This is a genomic window from Pantoea sp. X-Soil-ISGK-421 (assembly GCF_059730785.1).
This window is the reverse complement of record NZ_AP035980.1, coordinates 700,714-721,848: the sequence shown is the minus strand read 5'-3', so window position 1 is coordinate 721,848 and position 21,135 is coordinate 700,714. Positions and strand designations below refer to the sequence as shown.

General features: G+C 52.7%; 17 protein-coding genes. 3 read left to right on the top strand and 14 right to left on the bottom strand.

The features are described from left to right. Positions 1 to 1,965: a methyl-accepting chemotaxis protein gene (locus tag AC6I8K_RS21980; RefSeq protein WP_497827596.1), complete on the top strand. Its 1,965-nt coding sequence runs from the start codon at positions 1 to 3 to the stop codon at positions 1,963 to 1,965. A 95-nt stretch (positions 1,966 to 2,060) separates the two neighbouring features. On the opposite strand, the gene AC6I8K_RS21975 is transcribed toward AC6I8K_RS21980, so the two are convergent. The 10 genes from AC6I8K_RS21975 to AC6I8K_RS21930 form a co-directional block, all read right to left on the bottom strand. Further along, entirely contained in the window at positions 2,061 to 3,146 is a 1,086-nt protein-coding gene (locus AC6I8K_RS21975; protein ID WP_497827595.1) for an ABC transporter ATP-binding protein, read from the bottom strand. 3 nt (positions 3,147 to 3,149) lie between these two features. Beyond that, complete coding sequence (locus tag AC6I8K_RS21970; RefSeq protein WP_497827675.1) at positions 3,150 to 4,094, bottom strand: carbohydrate kinase family protein; 945 nt, start codon at positions 4,092 to 4,094, stop codon at positions 3,150 to 3,152. Continuing rightward, positions 4,094 to 4,933, bottom strand: coding sequence for a carbohydrate ABC transporter permease (locus AC6I8K_RS21965; RefSeq protein WP_497827594.1), 840 nt, complete (start codon positions 4,931 to 4,933; stop codon positions 4,094 to 4,096). The genes AC6I8K_RS21970 and AC6I8K_RS21965 overlap by 1 nt, the downstream gene beginning before the upstream one ends. After that, positions 4,923 to 5,831 carry a carbohydrate ABC transporter permease gene (locus tag AC6I8K_RS21960; RefSeq protein ID WP_497827593.1) on the bottom strand — a complete coding sequence of 303 codons (909 nt, stop codon included), beginning with the start codon at positions 5,829 to 5,831 and terminating at the stop codon, positions 4,923 to 4,925. The genes AC6I8K_RS21965 and AC6I8K_RS21960 overlap by 11 nt, the downstream gene beginning before the upstream one ends. Before the next feature lie 9 nt (positions 5,832 to 5,840). Continuing rightward, the gene (locus AC6I8K_RS21955) at positions 5,841 to 7,064 is read right to left on the bottom strand and encodes an extracellular solute-binding protein (protein WP_497827674.1); all 1,224 of its coding nucleotides are present in this window, start codon (positions 7,062 to 7,064) and stop codon (positions 5,841 to 5,843) included. Positions 7,065 to 7,490: 426 nt separating this feature from the next. Beyond that, positions 7,491 to 8,471 carry a fimbrial protein gene (locus AC6I8K_RS21950; protein WP_483818237.1) on the bottom strand — a complete coding sequence of 327 codons (981 nt, stop codon included), beginning with the start codon at positions 8,469 to 8,471 and terminating at the stop codon, positions 7,491 to 7,493. Positions 8,472 to 8,548: 77 nt separating this feature from the next. Then, complete coding sequence (locus AC6I8K_RS21945) at positions 8,549 to 11,041, bottom strand: fimbria/pilus outer membrane usher protein (RefSeq protein WP_483818238.1); 2,493 nt, start codon at positions 11,039 to 11,041, stop codon at positions 8,549 to 8,551. A gap of 43 nt (positions 11,042 to 11,084) precedes the next feature. Beyond that, positions 11,085 to 11,765 (bottom strand): fimbrial biogenesis chaperone, encoded by a 681-nt coding sequence (locus AC6I8K_RS21940; RefSeq protein WP_483818239.1) that lies wholly within the window; start codon positions 11,763 to 11,765, stop codon positions 11,085 to 11,087. 57 nt (positions 11,766 to 11,822) lie between these two features. Continuing rightward, complete coding sequence (locus AC6I8K_RS21935; protein WP_064739816.1) at positions 11,823 to 12,377, bottom strand: fimbrial protein; 555 nt, start codon at positions 12,375 to 12,377, stop codon at positions 11,823 to 11,825. 125 nt (positions 12,378 to 12,502) lie between these two features. Then, the gene (locus AC6I8K_RS21930; RefSeq protein WP_497827592.1) at positions 12,503 to 13,078 is read right to left on the bottom strand and encodes a hypothetical protein; all 576 of its coding nucleotides are present in this window, start codon (positions 13,076 to 13,078) and stop codon (positions 12,503 to 12,505) included. 1,233 nt (positions 13,079 to 14,311) lie between these two features. Between AC6I8K_RS21930 and AC6I8K_RS21925 the strand changes: the two genes are divergently transcribed. After that, positions 14,312 to 15,481, top strand: coding sequence for an ROK family transcriptional regulator (locus AC6I8K_RS21925; protein ID WP_483818241.1), 1,170 nt, complete (start codon positions 14,312 to 14,314; stop codon positions 15,479 to 15,481). 30 nt (positions 15,482 to 15,511) lie between these two features. Here the strand turns inward: AC6I8K_RS21925 and AC6I8K_RS21920 are convergent, their stop codons facing one another. Beyond that, positions 15,512 to 16,657 carry a phytanoyl-CoA dioxygenase family protein gene (locus AC6I8K_RS21920; RefSeq protein ID WP_483818242.1) on the bottom strand — a complete coding sequence of 382 codons (1,146 nt, stop codon included), beginning with the start codon at positions 16,655 to 16,657 and terminating at the stop codon, positions 15,512 to 15,514. 152 nt (positions 16,658 to 16,809) lie between these two features. Here AC6I8K_RS21920 and AC6I8K_RS21915 point away from each other — a divergent pair, with 152 nt between their 5' ends. Then, a complete protein-coding gene (locus tag AC6I8K_RS21915) occupies positions 16,810 to 17,826 on the top strand; it encodes a substrate-binding domain-containing protein (protein WP_483818243.1) in 1,017 nt (338 codons plus the stop codon). Between the two features lie 31 nt (positions 17,827 to 17,857). Here AC6I8K_RS21915 and AC6I8K_RS21910 read toward each other — a convergent pair whose 3' ends face one another. The 3 genes from AC6I8K_RS21910 to AC6I8K_RS21900 all read right to left on the bottom strand — a co-directional run bounded on the left by AC6I8K_RS21910 (position 17,858) and on the right by AC6I8K_RS21900 (position 21,092). Continuing rightward, positions 17,858 to 19,030: a Gfo/Idh/MocA family protein gene (locus AC6I8K_RS21910; protein WP_497827591.1), complete on the bottom strand. Its 1,173-nt coding sequence runs from the start codon at positions 19,028 to 19,030 to the stop codon at positions 17,858 to 17,860. Next, entirely contained in the window at positions 19,023 to 20,093 is a 1,071-nt protein-coding gene (locus tag AC6I8K_RS21905; protein WP_483818245.1) for a sugar phosphate isomerase/epimerase family protein, read from the bottom strand. Before AC6I8K_RS21905 ends, AC6I8K_RS21910 begins: the two co-directional genes overlap by 8 nt. Positions 20,094 to 20,165: 72 nt before the next feature. Then, positions 20,166 to 21,092, bottom strand: coding sequence for a substrate-binding domain-containing protein (locus AC6I8K_RS21900; protein WP_497827590.1), 927 nt, complete (start codon positions 21,090 to 21,092; stop codon positions 20,166 to 20,168). Positions 21,093 to 21,135: the final 43 nt, after the last annotated feature.

The window sequence follows — 21,135 nt, the reverse complement described above, 5'->3', positions numbered from 1 at the left end:
ATGTCTGTCATCAAGACAATGGGCAGAAGTTTGATCGGTTCCCGTTTTGCCGGGGCGTCTCAACCCGCTGATGGGATCTTTAACTGTGGCAGCCTGCCGACATCGCTCTCAGCAGCAGGTCTCAGCCAACGTGCTGCGGGCATTTTGCTGACGTTTGTGCCGCCAGAGGCTGATTTCCAGAAAGTCAGTCAGGCATGGCAACGTTTTACATCGGCAGATCTGACCGTCATAACGCTTTCCTCGAACGGTGCGCTCAGTACCAGTGGCAAGAGGACCACTTACTGCAAAGGGGATGGCCAGGAGGGGAGCTGGCTGTGGTTGCCTCGAAACCTGATTGCGGAACATGAAACGCATATTGTTGACCTGCATCTTCATGACACCCACACGGCGACCGATCGTATTAACGCCATTCATGATGAGCTTGCCGCACTGAAGCTGCGCATGCCGCTCTCTGCTGACCGCACTTTCGCCATGATTTATTGTGACGGATTGTCGGCATCGGAAGGGTTTATGATGCAGGCCTGGTACAAAAGCGGCCGTTTTCCTTGCCTGGCGATTGGCGGCTCTGCTGGCGGACGAGTCACCTTTGACGGTACATGGATTGGCGTGGGTGGTCGCGTGCTGCAAGGAAAAGCCGTGATCGTTTTCTGCCGAATGGCGGCGGGTAAATCCTTTGCTCCCTTTAAGAGCCAAAACTTTGAGCCATTAAATAAAAGCTGGCTGATTGCGGAAGCCGATCCGATTAAGCGTACATTGACCTCGGTATTTAATCAGCAGGGGCAGCAGCAGCCGTTCACGCAGGCACTGGCCGAGTATCTTGACTGTGATGAACAGCAGATTAGCGCGCGGCTGAAAGGTCTGACGTTTGCCGTTAAGGTGGGAGAAGCGTTTTTTATTCGCTCTGTAGCAAAAATGGAGAGCGGAAGCGTACAGTTTTTTTGTGACCTGGAGTTTGGCGATCGGCTCTATTTAATGCGTGAAACCGATTTTAAACAGGCCACGCTCGGTGACTGGCAGGCGTTTACCCGACGTCATGGCAAACCGGCAGCGATCCTGATGAACGACTGTATACTGCGCCGCGCAGGCAATGCCGATCAACTTCACGATGCGCATTTCTTTAATGGAATTCCCGCCGCTGGATTCTCCAGCTTTGGCGAAATTCTTGGGGTGCCGATCAACCAGACGCTCTCTGCGTTGGTATTCTTCAATCACGCCGTGAATGCGATGGCGCAATTTCCGGTGGAGTATGCCAGCTATGCCGCGCATTACGCTCAGCGCGCTTTGCGCCGCTGGGAGGCGCTGAACCGAGTGCAGTCGGGCGTGCTGGCGCGCGTGGTATCTTATCAGCAGGAGTTAGCGCCTATTGTACAAGCGTTGCCGGTGCTGGAGGCCGCAACACAGCGACAGAGCGAGGCGCTAACGATGGCGGAGAGCACCATCCGTACCATCAGCGATATCGCCAAACAGAGCCAGCAGGCGCAAAGTCGCTTAGGCGCAAGGCTGGACGAGCTGGAAGACATATCAAACGGCATCAACGTCATTACGCATGGCATCAGCAATATTGCTTTTCAAACCAATATCCTGTCGCTCAATGCGGCGGTTGAAGCCGCGCGCGCTGGCGAGGCGGGCAGAGGGTTCGCCGTGGTGGCGGGCGAAGTGCGCCGTCTGGCTCACTCCTCCAAAGAACAGGCGGAAGCCACGGCGAGCAATATCAACGATGCCGTTAGCACTATTTCACGCATTCGCGAGGTTGCCACCAATACGGTACAAACGGCCACGGACATGGCAGATCGCAGTATTCACGCTGCCGATACGATTGCCGCGATGAGTCATCGCTCCCGTGATGAGCGTGAAGATATGGCGAAACAGTTGGATAGCCTGCGCATGTTGACGGCTGGGATGGATGCGATGCAGGAAGCCGTGGCCGAGCTGAACGTGTTGCAAACGCTCTCCACTCGCCGCTAAGACTTAGCTGGCGCAGCCATCAGAAACGCGCTGCGCCGGCTACTACGATCTGCCTATCTGCCATCGGGAAGGCTTAATCTGACCTTAACACCGACTTAAAGTGACTCACCCAGCCTTAGCCCCGTCTCCGCATCAAACAGATGAATTTTCTCAGCGTTAAAGCCCAACATAATACTTTCGCCGCTTACCGCCGCGTGGCGGCCGGCGATCTGCATATGCAACGGCTGACCGTGCCATTCAAGATGCAACAAGGTGGATTCACCGGTGATCTCCACCACGTTCACCCGCGCCGCTGCGTTGCTATTGGCTTCCAGCAGATCGTGCGGGCGCACGCCGAGCGTCACCGCCGCACCTTCACGCTCGCGCGCCGCCGCTTGCCAGCGAGCGGGCAGCGGCTGCCACAGATCCTGACACTGCACGCCAGGCACGCCATCGCGGGTGTTCAACTGCGCCGCTAACAAATTCATCGGCGGCGAGCCGATAAAGCGCGCGACAAAGGTATCCGCCGGACGATCGTAAATCGCCAGTGGTGCGCCTTGTTGCACAATGCGCCCCTCCTTCATCACCACGATTTGATCGGCCAGCGTCATTGCCTCGACCTGATCGTGCGTCACATAAACCATGGTGGTTTTGAAACGCTGATGCAGCGACTTGATCTCGGCGCGCAGTTCCATACGTAACTGGGCATCAAGGTTCGAAAGCGGTTCATCAAAAAGGAACACTTTGGGATTGCGCACCATCGCGCGGCCCATCGCTACACGCTGACGCTGTCCGCCCGACAGCGCGCGCGGATAGCGTTGCAGCAGCTTGTCGATGCCGAGAATCCCGGCGATGCGCTCAATTTTGCTCTGCTGATCTTCGCGCTTCACCTTCTTCACCTGCATATGAAACGCCAGATTTTCCGCCACGGTTAAGTGCGGGTAGAGCGCATAGCTCTGAAACACCATCGCGATATCGCGATCGGCCGGATCGCGGTCGTTGATCTGCACGTTGTCCATCAGAATCGCGCCATCCGACAGGCTTTCCAGCCCAGCCAGCAGACGCAGCAACGTCGATTTCCCGCAGCCGGATGGGCCGACCAACACGGTGAAGCTGCCGTCTGGAATGGTGAGGTCGAGCGGGTGCAGCACCGACTGTTTTGCGTAGCGTTTGGCCACTTTTACGAGTTCAACACTGGCCATAATTTAAAACTCCTGGGAAAGTTGCAGTTGATGCCAGTCGGGATAACGACGCGGCAAAGTGCTGATAGCCAGTGACGCCACCGAAATACCCCATTGCAAAGCGGTGGTGAGATCTTGCTGATGCAGCAGGGCGGTGAGGAATCCAGCGTTAAAACTGTCGCCCGCGCCGATGGTATCCACCACCGTCACCGCCCGCGCAGGCTGGCTCACCGCCTGTTCAGCCTGCCAGCAGCGCGCACCCTGCGGGCCGCATTTCACCACGCAGCCGCCGCGTCCGCTCAGTTGTTGCGCCAGGGTTTGCGCGCTGGCGGGCAAATCGACATTCGCGGCCAATCCTAACGTTTCCACTTCATTGAGCAGCAGCCAGTCGCACAGCGGCAGCCATTGCGCGATCTGCTGACGTACCTCGTCGCTCCAGCCCTGCGGCGGCCAACCGGTATCAACGGCGATAATAAAACCGCGCTGTTGTAGCTCAGTAAGCAGCGCCGGATAGTCGGCATACAGTTGCAAACACAAAAAGGTGCCGCACAGCAGCACGATATCGCCGTCAGCCGCGTTTGCCGGCAGCTGATCCAGCACATCCTGCGCGGTAAGCTTGACGATATGGCCAAGATTACTCAGGAAGGAGCGCTCGTGATCGGAATGCGTTACGCCAACGGTAAGCGAGGTTTCGCAGCTATAGCGCGTCCAGTGCGCGGCGCTGTGCGGAAAATGACTCGCCAGCCAGGTGCTCAGGCCATCATTACCCTGATTAGCGACGGCGCGATGGCGCACCTGCATCGCTTCCAGCGCCAGCGCGCAGTTGCCCGCCGATCCGCCCGGGCGCAGTTCGCTGTGGTTCAGCATCACCTCGGTGCCGCGCTGCGGCCAGCTATCCAGCGTGCCCATGATCAAATCGACATTAATGTTCCCCACCACGTACAGCGTGGCGGTGAGTTTATGATCCATCATCCTTTACTCCCGCCACTGGCAAGGCCGCTAACCAGCGTCTTTTGCAGCCAGATGGCAATAAACAGCGGTGGAACAGAAGCCAGAATGCCAACGGCAGCGATCAAGCCATCATCGGTGGCGCGTCCGGCGGTAAATCCGGCAATGGTGACCGGCAAGGTTTGTGCAGCGATATTGCTGGTAAACAGCAGCGCATAGAAAAACTCGTCCCACGCCAGCAGCCAGCCAAATAACGCGGCGGCACCCAATACCGGCTTCGCCAGCGGCAGCGTAATGCGCAGCAGCACTTGCCAGACGCGCAGGCCATCGAGCCTTGCCGCCTGTTCAATATCCTGCGGCAGCGTATCGAACTGGTTTTTCAGCATCCAGGTGAGGAACGGCAAAATCAGCGAGCAGTAAACGATGATCAATCCGGGCCGCGTGTTGAGTAGATCAAACTGTTGCAACAGGAAGTACAGCGGCAGCACGAACGCCACCGGCGGCACCATATAGATAGCGAGTGAAGCGAACAGCCAGCCGTCGCGCCCGCGATAGCGCGAGAAGCTGAACGCTGCCGGAACCGCCAGTAACAGACAGATAATGGTCGCGCCGGTTGCCACCAACAGACTGTTGCCGAGCGCATGCAGGAACAGCACACCCGGTTGTCCGGGCTCCAGCGACAGCAGCTTGCCGTAGCGGGTGAAATCCCACTGGCGCGGCAGCCACTCCAGCGGCACGCGGGTGAGATCGCTGGCGGCGCTGACGCTCATCAAAAACAGCCAGCCCATCGGCGCTAACACCGAAAATGCCACCAGCAGCGCGGCAGCGTATTTTCCGACATGGCGCAATTTAACCTTCATGAGCGCTCCCTTTGCGGCGCTGCCGCCACAGTAACAGCATGTACAAGGTGATCAGCACCGCGCACAGTAATGTCATCAACATCGCGTAAGCCGCACCGCTGCCGGCGCGTAGATAGCTAAACGACTCCTGATAAACGTAGAAACTCAGGGTTTTGGTGCTATCGACTGGGCCACCGCGCGTCATCACATAGATGATGTCGAAGATCTTGAAGGCGTCGATGGTGCGTAAAACTAATGCCACGCTGAGCGGGCCGACAATGGCCGGAAAGGTGATGGCGCGGAAACGGCGCCATGCCGATGCGCCGTCCAGCCGTGCGGCCTCAAACAGATCGTTGGGAATCGACTGTAACGCCGCCAGCACCAGCAAGGTCACCAGCGGATAGTTTTTCCAGATATCGGCAAACATCACCGCGTTAAGCGCGGAATCTGGCGAACCGAGCCAGCTGCGATAGCCATCAATGATGCCCAGCTGCGTGAGCAGAGCGTTGATGCTGCCGTAATCTGGATTGAAGTTCAGGCGCCACATCATGGCGTTGACGATGGTCGGCAGCGCCCACGGTAAAATCACCAGCACGCGCAGCACATTGCGACCCGCAAATTTTTGATTGAGCAACAGCGCCACCAACACGCCAATCACACCCTCAATCGCTACGGACACCACGGTGAAGTAGAGCGTGCGCCATAGCGAACTGCGAAAATCCGCATCGGTGATCGCAAACAGATAGTTTTCAAATCCAATCCAGCCCGGCGCTTCACCGCTGCCAATCAAGGCGGCATCGGTGAAACTCAGCCAGATAGTGCGCAACAGCGGCCATGCGGTGAGCAACAACATCACCAACAACATGGGTGCTAACAGCACCCATGCCTGCCGTTGTTCGCGTTGACGCAAACTTAGCATTGTTGCCCCTTAGCGCAGACGCGCCGCACTCTTATCAACCGCTTGCAGCGCGGCATCTGGCGTTGCGCTGCCAACCAGCACCTGCTGCAACTGCTGCTGCAGCGTGTTGGAGAGACGTGAATAGTCGGCAGTTTCCGGACGCGACAGCATCACATTGAGCGATTTATCCGCTGCAGCGATCAGGCTTTCCTGATTTTTAAGCACGGCCGGATCCTGATAGGAGCTTTTCCAAATCGGCAGGCTCAGCGTGGCGTATTGGTTCTGCACCGGCTGCGAGGTCATGTAGCTGATGTATTGCCATGCCTGATCCGCGTGCGTGCTGCCTTTGGTGATGCCAAGGCCCATTGATCCGTTAACCGCACCGAATTTGCCCGGCGCGTCACCCGGTGCGGGAACGATGCCCACCTGACCGGCGACTTTACTTTGCTTAGGATCGTTGGCCATGTTGTACATGTAGGTCCAGTTGAGCGCGAAAGCCGCATCGCCATTGGAGAAGGCTTTACGCACATCCTCTTCCAGATACTCACGCGATGCCGGATTGCTCAGCCCTTCATCCAGCGAGCTTTTCATCAGTTTTACCGCTTGCAGCGAGGCTGGGGAGGAGAAATCAAGTTTGTTGTTGTTATAGAACGTGCCGCCAAAACCCGACACCAGCGTGGTGTAATCGCACACCAGCGCTTCCGCCTGCGACCAGCTCCACACCAGCGGATATTTAACGATGTTTTTCTGCTTGATGATGCGCGCATCGTCCATCACCTGCTGCCAGGTTTGTGGCGGCGTGGTGATACCGGCTTTTTCCAGCATCGCTTTGTTGTAATAGAGATATTTGGTATCGAGGATCCACGGCATGCCAAGGGTTTTGCCTTTGAATTCGACGGTGTTCATTGCGCCGGGGAAAATCTTTTCTTTTTCGTCGGCACTGATGCGGCTGCTGACGTCCTGCAATAAGTCAAACTTAGTGAATTCCGCTGGCCAGATGGCATCGAACAGCACCACATCGTAGCCGTTACCGCCCGCGCCACGCGCCGCGACAATTTTGTCGTGTAGCGCTTCGTACGGTACAAACTCGAGATTGACCTGCACATCCGGGTGCGTTTTCTGGAACGCCTGCGTCATGGCGCGGATATCATTTTCGCTGTACGCCGCCTGCGTCATAAACAGCGCATTCAACGTGGTGGCCGCTGCCGCGCTGGCTGCGCTGGCTAACAGAACTGCTGCAAAACATCCTTTCATGACTGGATTAAATCGGATTTTCATGGTGTTTCCGCCTTGATGCAAAAAGAGGGTGTTTTATTAAATCAATTTGATGGATTTAATAACGCGCACAGGTTGTCAGGTTGCTGCGGCTGACATCGGTTAGCTAAAGCAATTGACGTGCCAGGGCATAAATCTTGTTTGCCGCTGGTGAATACTTTGCACAGATTTTTGTGCCTGTCAGGTAAACAGGTTGTAAATTGTGTGGCCGATCATAGATATTCAGGCGGGTACAAACGAGGGCAAGCCTATGGAGGTCGCATTAACGCTTTTCAGGATGCATGGTTTAGGTGCAGATGCATTGCGCATTGCGACATTAAGGCGCATGCCGCAATGGCAAACCAACGTCATTGGGCCAGATGGTCCCTTTCGCTCATCACCGCACCAGGACATTTCATATAAAGTTTAACGATAGGTCATGGTAAATGACGCCGTGGCGCTCACCGAGCCTGACTGCGCATTCGCTGAGGTCATGTAATATGCGGCTTTAATGGGAATATTAACGACCTCCCCTGGCGAGGTTGTCATACCGTAATTAATGAGCTTGCCGAACTGAACGGGCACATCGTTGTATTTCAGCTGAATGCCCAGACCTTTTGCTGTCGAGCTGCTGTTTAACCCCAATACGCCGTTGGCAGGGTCGGCAAGCGGGCTGACGTTATCCAGCGTCACATTTACTGCGGTCTGTTCACTACAGATAAGCGGTATGGAAAACGTCACCGGATTTTGGGTGCTGCCCACGCCATTAAACTTCGGCAACAGTGCAATCCCCATATTAATATTCAAATTTTTATCTTCTATCTGACAGGATGCGGTGCTGATATTCATCGGCGAAAATATGTATTTATAAAGCGGCAGGCGGGTAATGTTATTACTGACCGGCGTGCTGTATTCCATATTTAATGTCAGCGCGGGTATAGAGCCCGTCGCCGGGGTGGTGCTTGTTTTGATTAGCTCAAAGGTATCCGTGAACGTTGATACGCCATTCTGGAGGATCCCTCGCCTCCAGCTCGCGTTATTAAGGTTCATTCGTGAGACAAACTCGCTGGTTCCCGTGGTGCTAGAAAAGTTCTTCCATCGGATGCCAATGCCCTGGACCTCCGTCGCCCGCACGTTGGCCAGCGGCGAGGTGCCATAATCCGCATTCGACCCCGAGAGCTGAATAAACCACGAGCCATCGTATCCAATTATCTGACCCTCAGGGTCACATTGCATGGGATTACTGGTGGTTATAGTTGCTAATACCGTCCCAACGGGCGCATCCCGTTGAACGACAATATTGTTATCAAAGTTGATCGATACGTCGTTTGCAGAACACAGCGCAAATGCATTTAGAGAAATAGCGCTACCCATAACAGCCGTCGAGATTTTAAATACGGTGGACATCTTATATTCCTTCATTTTAGGCGAGGCGCAGACCTTCTCTCGCAAAAGTAATAGTGCGAATCAACGCAATGAGAAATTTAAAGACAAGCTGCGGTGGTGCGCTGAATTTTACCCGGTAACGTGTTCAAGGTTATTTTGGCGCGGCAGGTTTTCGCTCCCCACTGTACCGTCAGGCCGTCACCGTCGTTCAGGCCGCTCATATAGACCTCGCCGTCGCTTCCCACAATGCTCATCGCATCGCTTTCGTTGAGCTTTACCGTCGCGCCAAAGGGCACCGGCGAATTCTGATACATCAGCGTTATCAAGGCCCGAACCCCTGTTCGCGTATTGAACGTAGCGCGCACCACGGCGCCGCGCGTAGGCACGACATTGACCACCGACTCGGCAACATCCACGTCCACCCCCAGCGAACCCGTGTCTAGCGCAATACGGTTTTCCTGATAGGCACTGGCATAGGGCACCACCGCGTAGCCGCGCCAGTCCGTTTTAACGCCGGGGTTATTGCGCACCCTAACGCCGGATGTGCCCTGCGCTTCAAGCAGCACCACGGTATCTCCCAGTGGCTGAGAGAACGTCACGCCATGCTCATGGGCGACGATCCCGCCCTGCAGGCCGAAATTCAGCTGGCTGTTCTGTTGGCTGTGGTTGTAGCCCGCGCTCACGGTGCCATAGCCGCCCTTATAGGTTCCACTTAGGGAGCTTCTCGATTCCCCACCCGAAGAGGTATAGCCCTGCTGGACCAGGTAGCTCAGATTATTATCGGCGAGTGCGGTGCCGCTCAGCCCCACCTGGTGCGTTTCAGGACCGTTCTTTTGCATATTCACGCTGTAGTTGCCCCAGCTTTGCGGTAGCCATTTGCTCAGTGGCACCTGCAAGCTGAAGGCTACAATCTGGTCCTTACGATCTTTGCCCGGCGTTTCGTTGTAGGTGTAGCCAAGCGAGTAATTGATATCGCGAATACTGGTGTTAAAGCCGGTACTGACGTTGCGTTCATAGCCCCGCTTGCTCCAGTAATCCTGCTGGTATGCCGAGATATAGAAATTTCCCCAGCTTTGCAGCGACTGGCTAAGGTTGAGCTGCAGTCGGCTTCGCTTGTTGTAGCGCTGGCTGCTGAATTCATTCACTTCCTGAAAGGTATAAAACCCTTGCGTGGAGTAGCGATAGCTGGCGAGCGTCACGGTGGTGTCGGTGGTGGCCACCGTTTTCGAGTACTGCACGCGATAGGACTGCCCGCGGCTACGGCGGTTTTTCTCATCAACGAGTTGGCTATCGGCAGCGGTAATGTCCGCCGACAGCGAGCCTATATCTCCAAAACTGAGGCCGGTGCCAATTACCCCGGACGCATAGTTGCTCGCCCCCAGGACGCCGCCGTACAGCGTGAGATTATTGGAGAGGCCATAGGCCAGTGTGCCCAGGCCGAATGAGGGCGTTTGCGCGCCATTCTTCGTGGTTCGGTACTCTCCTGCGCTCAACGCATACTTCACGCGTCCTTCCCGCAGCATGACGGGAACCGCAGAGAAGGGCTGCACGAAATGCTGGATGCTGCCGTCGGCTTCTGCAACGACAATGTCCAAATCGCCGCTCGCCGACGTAGGATAAAGATCGCGAATTTCAAAGCTGCCGGGCGCCACGTAGGTTTGATAAACCGTGTAGCCGTTTTGCTTCACGGTAACCGTGGCGTTGGTGCGGGCGATCCCCCGAATGATGGGGGCGAAGCCGCGCATGCTCTCCGGCAGCATGGTGTCATCGGAGAAAATCTGCGCGCCGCGAAACATCACGCTGTCAAACACCTCGCCGGGTGTGCTGGTTTCCCCCAGTTGAAACTGACCTCTCAAAAACTGGACGTCGCGGCTCAGGGTGGTATTTAGCGACGAAAATGACTGTTTTCCATTGTTCTTCGTCGCGATGCTGTAGTTACGCAGACGCCACGGCCCCGCGTTAATACCGCTTTGCAGGTTGGTGTAAAACTGTTCTTGCGTCTCACCGTCTCTGCTCCAGTTGCGCGACCCGTTAATGCTGTAATTTACCAGCAATGCAGAAATGCCCTGGTTCCACAGCGACGGGTCAACGGTGCCGCGCGCACGCGTGTTAAGCGCCGATTGAGGGATCGAGATATCCAGTCTCTGCTTGTCAAAATCTAGCCGGGTGGTGGCATCCGGGATAAATGCGCCGGGATCGGTAATAATGACTTCGGTCGGCAGCATGGCTAATTCAGGAAATGCCTTAACCCTGACACCGAGTGATTCCAGCACACCACGGTTAAGCTCCGGTGCCAGCCCGAACCCTTTTACAGAAACAAAAGAGATATTTTCCGTTCGGATATAGTTCTCATTAAGCCAGATTTCCACCCTGTAGGTGCCGGGTAACTGCTCTCCTCGCTCGAAGCGGCCCAAATCGATGCTCCCGGAAGTCGAGTGTGTTTTTTCAAGCGCATCGGCCATGAAATAAAGTTCGCCCGCGGCTGCGGGAAAAACGCCCGAAATAAAGAGTGCTATTGTCGAGAGTTGACTTACGCGGTGAGGCCACGAGTCAGATAAAAATGCATATCGAGAAAAAGAAACAGTATTCACCTTGCTTACCTGCGCGAGTGACATAGCGTAATGTTAATATTTTTTATTTCAGCATTTGGCGCTTTTCTGTGGTTACCCCACCAAAATCATTTATTGCTTTCCATGTCACCTGATTTCCACTTCCTGCTATCGTTTCGGAACTGAAGGGTGAAATCATTGGCGGCTGTGCAATGGTTTTATTGCCAACTTTTAATGAATGAAGAGAAACATAGAATGGCGTCGGATTAATAATTACTAGCCGTTCCCCACGCGGCTCAAACGTTAATTTCGTCCATGCCTCACCTGCTTTTTCTGAGGTCAGAGCCGCAGGCCGGTAGAAAAGCTTCATGCGCGTCTTAACGGCAATGAGCAGCCGATTTTCATCTGACCGGGTCATCGAAGGAATAGATTTAACGTTTAGCCAAAAAATAGACTCGCGATTTTCAGGCAGTTTCTTTTCGCCGGTATAAATGACCCGCAACGTATTTTCATGACCACCGTCTAGGCGGAAAAGCGGCGGCGTGACGATAAAAGGAACCTGCTCCTTTGAGTTTTCACTTAACTCAACCCATGACTGAATTAAATAGGGAACACCATCCTGACTGTTACTCACAGGGAGTGAGGCTTCGTTTTCAGTTTCGTTATAAATTAAGCGCGTTCCGCCGACGGTTATGCTTGCCTGCCCCGGCAGGGAGAGTAAGCAAGCGCCTAATAATACAATCGTTCGAATAAGTTGACTCATCATACTTCCCCGACATTTCAGCGAGAGACAATAGGGCGCACCTTAGGTACGCCCGGCGCGTTACTGATAAGTAATGGTAAAATCTGACGTTGCGTTTGCCGTTCCCGCTACCACGGCAGCCTGCGTCGCCTTATATTTCGCTACGAAGGTCATCTTATTGCTGTTAGCGGGTTCTTCGCCTGCGCTGGTATCAAGCGTGATGCTCTTAGACTGGGTAGCCAGCGGAATCGCGGTGATGCCATCCTCTTCATAAAACGCTACGCCAACGCCTTTCGCTGTTTGACCGCTGTTTAGTGCAAGAATATTGGTGTCGGAGCTGTCCGCATTACCATCAAACTTAATGGAGGCAGAAGTAACGGCCGCAGGGCAGTTGTTCAACACAATGCTGAACCGGGTTGCGGCAGCAACGGCCCCGGCCGCGTTAAATGAGCTTTTCGGGATTTTGCCGAGGTTAACGGTCTGATTCGCCGTATTGGTATCAATCGTACAGGCAGAATCCAGAATGGTGCCGGTAAAGTTGATCTTTCCATCTGCTGCACTGGCGGCAAACGTTATTCCAGAAACAGCTGCAGCCACAACCATATTTCGAAAGACACTGCTTAACTTAATTTGCATTGCTATATATCCTCAGGATTGAAGTTGCCTGCACAAAATTATTTTTTGCGCAGGAAGAGCGGAACAGGACCGCTAAATTAAAATTCTTTAGTTCGTGGCAATAAATGGGCGTTATTTATCTATGATTACCTCAGGCTGTGCGATGATAAAAGTAAAATAAGCTGTTTCATCTCCAGACCGCTGCCTAGCGCCAGACGATTTCTTACATAGTAATTCTTGTTATTTTCGCATTTATTTCTAATTCGATACTGGCTTGTCGATTTATCATAAACCCTTAGAAGAAAGTTTAAATGATCGTTCGACAGTCGCGTCGATAGTCTCTGGTACAACACGTCTTTTAATACGCATGGGCTTTCTGCTACCCGATATTTAGAGACGCGATCGCACAGCTGCTTAAGATCTTTAAGCGTGGTGACAAGACGGAAGAATTTTAAATAAATGTTCTCCTTGTTATTGTCTGGTGCAATAAAATAGGTTAGACGTAATAACTCCCTCGCTGCAAGTCGGTGATAGAGCCAGCGAATGTCCTCGCTATTTTCGCCTATTGTATCGATAAGAATGTAAGAGTTATTTAGGACGGTCGCGCTGACTAAAAACTCCAACCGATTGTCAAAATAAAATATTTTCCCATTGGCTGAGGTCAATGAGGTGACGGCCTGGCTTATGGCAAAGTTTCGTGAGAAAACTAATAGCGCTGTCAAAATGTATTCCTTGCGAAATTAATCATCGACATTGTGAAGAAGGTTTAAAAACATATATGCGTTCTAAAGATTCGCAGTCGATTTTGTACGCTTTCCTATATATTCTGGTAAAAGGGTAGCGTTCAAAGCCCACGCTATTAAACGCATTCTGGATTTTCTTCATCATTGACAACAAATAGGATTTCGAACACCGGAGTCCATAATCTTCAAAAACGTCTATGATAATGTCATTATCATAGACAATTTCATTTTGCATCCCCGCCAGGAGATACTCGAACAGTCTCGCTTTCGTCGTTCCGAATCTTTTAATACGTCCATTCTTGATGTTAATAAGCGTTCTGGTTGAAAGCCGATACTCAAGATGCTGGAAAATCGTGTATCCATACAGAAGCTCGTCAGAGACTAAAGGCACAAAGACTCCTTAGAAGTTTACCGTTCCCATTTCCATGTCAGCGCTTTCTCCATTCGACAAGCTTTAGTGATCCTCTGGCGTAATAAATGTTATTAAAATGGAGGAAATGTGACAATGGGACTAATTTATTAAAGTAAATCACCACTATGAATATTCAATGCGATACAAAAAACTACATAGTGAAGTTTTTAAAGTTTAAAAACACAAATGTTGCTTTTTTGTTTCAATTCATCGCATCGGAAAACAAAAAATTTACTAAAGTATATTTAGCTAAAATTAACAGATAATCAGTACAAAGCTCCAGGGCAAGTAAACACTCTCTTATAATCAATGATTTATAAAGATAATATAGTGCTGTTAAACCTAGACTTAATAAGGTTGTTTTAGGATTTTTCATGACATCTTTTACAACTATTCCATCCGGGAACTAACAAACACGGAGTGTTCTTGGTATACAAAGGTTTTGGCACATCAACAACGCAAAAACTAATTAAAGTAATAAGTTGAATAAAAATCCCTTCTCAGATCAATTTTCTCAATTCACATTGACAATAGTGACCGCTGTGTCCTGAAGGCAAAAAAGTAAGGCTCGCCCTTGAACATGACCGCAAATAAAAGGAAGACGCCAGAAGGGAAGCAGGTATCAGGGAACATCACGCTATTCTTCAGATTCTCCGCCTCCCGATGAAAAACCATTAAGATATACGTCACTCTTCTTGAGCAACACCCAGTCAACTACCCGAAGGGGTTGTAATCACTGTGGGCGATCAGGGATATTGATGCGGCTATTCACAGCGCGGTTGAAGAGGGAAGGGAGCAAGGTGAAAACATCGGGAACCAATCTGGAACATGCACGGGCGCACAATCGTCGCGTGATCATTGAAGCCATTCGCCTGCACGGCGAATTGACCCGCGCCGAACTGGCCCGTCTCACCGCGCTGACGCCACAAACGGTGTCGAATATCGTAGCGGAACTGGAGCAAGCCGAACTGCTTACCAGCCGCGCGCCGCGCAAACAAGGACGTGGCCAACCGGCGATTCCAGTAACGCTCAATCCCGCCAGCGCCTTCTCGATTGGCATTCATCTTGATCACCAAACGCTGCTGATTGTGCTGGTGGATCTCACAGGCGAAATTCATTTCCGCCGCCTTATTCTGGTGCAAAAGCCGCAACCGGATGCCACATTAGCGCGCATCGCCGAGGTGCTGAGCGAGATCAAAACGCAGCTGGGCGAGCGCTGGCACAAAGTGCTGGGAATGGGGGTGGTGATGCCCGGTCCGTTTGGTGTTGAGGGCATCTCTTCGATGGGGCCCACCACGCTGCACGGCTGGGAACAGGTGGATATTGAGGCCAAACTGGCCGCCATGAGCGGCGTGCCGGTCACATTAGAAAATGATGCCACGGTGGCGGCGATTGGCGAACGTTTTCATGGCGTGGCGCGCCAGCTCAATTCGTTTGTCTATCTCTACATTGGCACCGGTTTGGGCGCGGGCATCATCATGGATGGCCATGTCTACAGCGGTCACGCGCATAACGCCGGGGAAGTCGGGCATGTGGTGGTGGAACCGGGCGGACGCGAATGTTACTGCGGCAATCACGGCTGTCTGGAGCGTTATGTTTCACTGCAGGCTGCCTATGAATTTTGTGGCCTCGATCCGATGACCGCCTTACCGGAAGATTTACTCGAAGTCGACCCGGCGCTGTTCGATAAGTGGATTGATACCGTGTTAACGCCGCTGCGTCAGGCGATTAACTTGCTGGAGTGCATCTTCGATGCCGAAAGCGTGATTATCGGCGGCATGATGCCCGCCGTACTGCTGGATAAAATCATTCGCCGCCTGCCGCCGTTGTATCAATCGGTGCGTGGCCGCTACCTCACCGGAACGCGCTTAAAAATCGGCATGACCGGCAGCGATACCGCTGCGTTAGGCGCCGCCGCGCTGCCGATTTTCGACGAGTTTAACCCGCAGTTTCAGGTGTTGATGAAGTGATCAGGCCGGACAATTGCCCGGCCTGGTACTTTACGCTTCCCTTCTGGTACTTTGCTCATCCAGCTTTTGATTAAACTGGCTGGCGCTCCACGCTTGCTCCACCGCTTCGTGTACCAGTGCCTGCTGCGTTTGCGGCACCATTCCGCCCAGCGGTGGATCGGTGTCGAGATTGGTGGGGAAGGAGTAACCCCGCGCAGCCACGTTGATCACGGTGTTCAGCTCCTGCTGGGTAAGCTGGCTGTTTTTTAGCAAGGGGTAAATCAGCTTGAGTAACTGTTCGTGGTTCACTTTCTCCATCGGCACGCCAAATGCGGAGGAAACCTGCAGCAGATTCGCGGTCCTGACGTGATCGGTGGTGGTGTTGTTACCTGCGGCATGGAACAGCGCCGGGTTAAAGAACAGACCATCACCTTTTTCCAGCGGTAGCTGGACGTAATTCTGATTAAAGAACTCAACAAACCCCGGGTCACGATAGGCGATATAACCCAGCTCATACTGATGCGACCACGGCAATAAACGGGTCGGGCCCGACGCCAGCGGCATGTCAGAATGCGCTACAGCACCTTGCAGGGTCAGATATTGCGAAAGAATCTGCACCGGCACCGGGAATTCTGCAGCGAATGCACTTTGCTGGAAGCCAAGGTGGTAATCCCGGTGCGGCTGCTGAGCTTCACCGCCGGGGCGGACCTGATTCACTTGCGAGGTCATGCTCCACGCCGGGCCCAGCCAGGCCTGACAAATTATCTCCAACGTCGGATTGGCGTAGTAATCCACGAAGGTTTGCGGACTGGTTTCACCCAGTTTTTGCAGCGCATTCCAGATACGACCATTGTTGCCTGCACGCGAGAAGTGATCGGCCTGAATTTTGGATTTGGCCTCATTGCTCATAATGGTTTCGAAAACCTGCGAGGTGCGATCAATAACGTCAAGATCGCTGAATAACCCCCGTACCACGAACACGCCAGGGCCGTATGAGAGCGCTTTGTGCAGCTCGCTCAGCAGCGCTTTTTTATCTTTTTCGGCCGCTTTATCCAGCGTGGCACGATCGTAAATTAGCACGTTTGCCGCTGCTTCGCTCGCCAGCGGATATTCACTGGCATCGAGCTGCTGGGTACAGAATGTTTTGAAGTCTTCAACAGAGACCTGATCTTCACGGGCAAAATAGGGTGACATCATAACGACCTCATTTTCTTGATGGAGTGATAGAGCGTCATCGCACGCCAGCAGGTTATCAGCAGTCGGCATGACAGGGTTGATGAGTGTTAAAATAGCAGCTACATTTCATTAACAGCACGTCAAAAAAACCTCACTCATACATCATGTGACCTATGCCTAAATTTACCCAGAAACAGATCTCAGCTCAGTCCGGTTTGAGCCTCGCCACCATTGATCGCGCCATGCATAATCGCGGTCGCGTGCATCCTCAAACGCAGCACCGCATCCAGCAAGCCTTAGCCGACCTGGAACTGCAGCAGAAAAGCAGTCTGGCGCAAGGGCGAACCCTTTATTTCGATGTCATCATGCATACGCCGGAGCGTTTCAGTGAGCTGGTGAAAGAGGCGTTCAGCAGCCAGATATCCAGTTTCGCCTCATTTAAAATCCAGCTCCGCTTCCACTGCAGTGAAGAGATGACGGTGGACGAGGTTGAACGGCTGTTGAAAAAGTGCTCGCTCAGCACGCACGGCATCATCCTGAAAGCGATGAATTCGAGTCAGCTGGTGCCAGTTATTAATAATTTGATTAAGCAGCGCATTCCGGTGGTCACGGTGGTCACGGATATCACCGGCAGTCATCGCCTGCGTTATATCGGCATGGACAACGTTAGCGCGGGCCAGTCGGCGGCCTTCCTGATGTCAAAGTGGTTGGGAAGCGAAGCGGGCACCATTGCCGCAATCACCGGCAATAAAGCTTTTGTCGGTGAGCAGGATCGCATACGTGGCTTTCAGCAAGGGATGAAATCCTTTTCTCCGCAGTATCAGATTAAGGTTATCGCGGGTGGATCGGGCATCGATCATCTGATGTATGAAACCCTGCAACTCTTTCTACAGGATCATCCTCACATCGATGCGGTTTATACCGTAGGCGGAGGAAATGGCGGAATTTTGCGGGCGCTGGATGAACGTAACATTCAGCCGAAGGTTTTTGTTGGGCACGATCTGGACCGGGAGAATCGCGCCCTGATGCAGGCGGGAAAAATCGATGCGCTGATTGAGCATAATCTGCAACTGGATGCGCAACACTCCTTTAAAACACTGCTGGAGTTTCACGGATTTTTGCCGGAAGAGCGCAACTATGCGCCTTATTCGCGTATAAATATCATCATGCGCTACAACATGTACACCTAAGAAGCCTGACGGCGTCAGGCTTCAGAAGGCATCAGCGATATTTCGGTTGTTTCCACACCGTTCCCTGCTGATGGCTATCGACGACCGCATCGACAAAGGCTACGCCCTTCAGGCCATCATGGATTTGTGGAATAACTGCGCCAATGCCTGAAACAGCACGTTTTTCATCACGCGCCCGCAGTGCAGCCGCGAAGCCGCTATACAGATTGGTAAAGGCTTCGATATAACCCTCAGGATGGCCGGGTGGTGTGCGGGTGCGCGCCCGGGTTATCGCATCCAGATCGTCACGTCCCCGTTTAATAATCTGGGTATACCCTTCCAATGAGGTGTAAATCAGTTCGTTTGGCTGCTCTTGCGCCCATGTCAGGCTGCCGGTTTCACCGTACACCCGCAGCCGCAGCGCATTGGAACAACCAATCGCCACCTGTGAAGACCACAGCATGCCGCGCGCGCCGCCTTCGTAGCGAATCAGTACGTGGGCGTTATCGTCCAGAGCACGTCCTTCTACAAAGGTGGCTAAATCAGCCATCACGCTCTCCGCTTTTAATCCGGTCACATATCCCGCGAGATGATAGGAATGGGTACCAATATCGCCAATCGAGCCGCCGCGCCCATTCTTTTGCGGGTCGACTCGCCATGCCGCCTGCTGATTGTTTTTCAGCTCGACGCCGGTTGCCATCCACTCCAGCGGATACTCAACCTGCACCGTTCGCACTTTGCCAATCAGTCCGGCCTGGACGCGCATCCGGGCTTCCACAATTAGCGGATAGCCAGAATAGGTATAAGTGACACCCAGAAAGCGTCCGGTCTGACTCACAACCTCGGCCAACGCTTCAGCATCGCGCAACGTGGTGGTGAGCGGTTTCTCACAAATCACATCAATGCCGGCTTCGAGGAAGGCCTTCGCGATGGGGAAGTGGGTAAAGTTTGGTGTGCAGATGGCGACCACATCAATGCCGTCAGCGCGTGCCGCCTCAGCCTGCGCCATGCTGGCATAATCACGGTAAGATCGCTCAGTCGCGATGTAGTTTTGCGCTGCAAAGCGATGCCCCTGCTCGGCATCAACGTCAAACGCGCCCGCGACCAGTTCATACTGATCGTCAAGACGTGCGGCAAAACGATGGATTCCGCCAATGTAGGCACCTTCGCCACCGCCAACCATGCCTAATCGGATACGACGTCCACTCAACGGTGACCTATGCATGTTTTGCTCCTTCAATGCCCAAAATTTTACGATTAAGTGATGGGTCGGCCCAGGACTTACAGAAATCATCAAACGGTTTATCGGTAACGCGAATAATGTGGTCGCTGATGAACTGAGCGCCTTCACGTGCGCCATCTTCCGGGTTTTTAAAGCAGCATTCCCACTCCAGCACTGCCCAGCCATCGAAGCCGTAGCCGGTCAATTTAGAGAAAATGCCGCTGAAATCGGTCTGGCCATCGCCGGGTGAACGAAAGCGACCAGCGCGGCTGGTCCAGGGTTGGTAGCCGCCATAGGCGCCAGTTTTGCCATTCGGCCTAAATTCAGCGTCTTTAACGTGGAAAGCCTTAATGCGTTGGTGGTAGTGATCGATATAGGTCAGGTAATCAATGCCCTGTAATACCAAATGACTGGGGTCATACATGATGTTGCAGCGTGGATGGTGGTGGGTTTTTTCCAAAAAACGCTCAAAGGTCAAACCATCATGCAAATCTTCCGTGGGGTGGATTTCGTAACAGAGATCGATTCCCTGTTCGTCGAATGCGTTAAGAATCGGTGTCCAGCGCCGTGCCAGCTCGTTAAAGCCCTCATCAATCAAGCCTTCTGGCCACTGCGGATAGGGATAGAGAAATGGCCACAGCAGCGTGCCCGAAAAAGTGACATGTTTCTCCAGGCCTAAGCGGCGTGATGCGCGCGCTGCCAGATAAAGCTGTTCAGTTGCCCACTGCTGGCGTGCATGTGGGTCATTGCGCAGACCGGCTGGGGCAAAGCTATCGGCGGGTAAATCAAACGCAGAATGCAGTGCAACCAGCTGTCCTTGCAAGTGGCTGGCTAAATCGGTCAACTGCAGGTCATGTTCAGCCAGTACGCCAAGGATCTCATCCGCATAGGTTTGGCTCTCGGCGGCTTGCGCCAAATCAATGAGGCGTTGATCCCAGCTGGGAATTTCTACGCCTTTAAATCCTTTTTCCGCTGCCCAGCCAGCCATGCCAGATAAAGAGTTAAACGGTGCATCGTCGCCAGCGAACTGCGCCAGAAATACCGCAGGGCCTTTAATGGTTTTCATAACGTCTCCAAATTAAAAAAATGCACCTGCAACCTTCACAGGTGCCAACGTCAGACACAGAAAAAACGACGGTTAATTTGTCATGAACTTCTGGTAATTTTTCGGTGTGACTAACTGAAACGGAATAAAGTTAATATCCTGGACCTTTTCACCTTTGGCGGCTTTTTCCGCCATATCCACCGCACCATAAGCTTGTGATTTTGCATCCTGGAATACGGTAACGGTAAGTAAGCCGGTTTTAATCGCCTGTAATCCATTTGGTCCGCCGTCGGTACCACCGACTAAAATATCTTTACCAATTTTAATGCCATTACTTTTAATGGCCATGGCGGCACCAATAGCCATTTCATCTGCGTTGGCAGAAAGAATATCTATTTTGTCGCCCGATAGAATCCAGTTATTCATCAGATTCATGCCATCTTCACGCATCCATTTTGCGGTATCTTCAACAATCACATGCATATTAGGATGTTTGGCAATGATCTCTTTTGCTCCCTGAGTTCTGAAGCGGGTAGCATCATTGCTTAATAACCCTTTCATGATGGCGACGTTAACGCTTTTACGATCTTTCACTTGATCTGCCAGATACTGCATCTGTAAACGTCCGGCTTCTATTTCATCGCTGCCGATATAGCTCACGCCATCACCCATTTTCGCATCTGAAGGCATACGGTTGAGGAAGATGAGGGGTACCTTAGCGGCGCGTGCCGCATCAGCCATATTTTTGGTTCCCTGGGTATCAACCGGGTTAACAATAATTACGTCGACTTTACCGTTAATAAAACTTTGCACCTGACTCAATTGTTTATCAACGGCGCCCTGAGCATCCTCAAATTGAATTTTCATATCCGGATGGGTTTTCGCCTGCTCGATAATATAGCCTCTCAGGCGAGAGAGGAATACATCATCCATTTGGGCGATGCTGACGCCGACCTGTACGGCATTCACTGCAGAGCTTAGTGAAAGTAAGGTAAGACAGAGTAAGATGAATTTTTTCATAATGATCTTCCACGTTAATTATTAGTCTCAGAACTAATCTGAT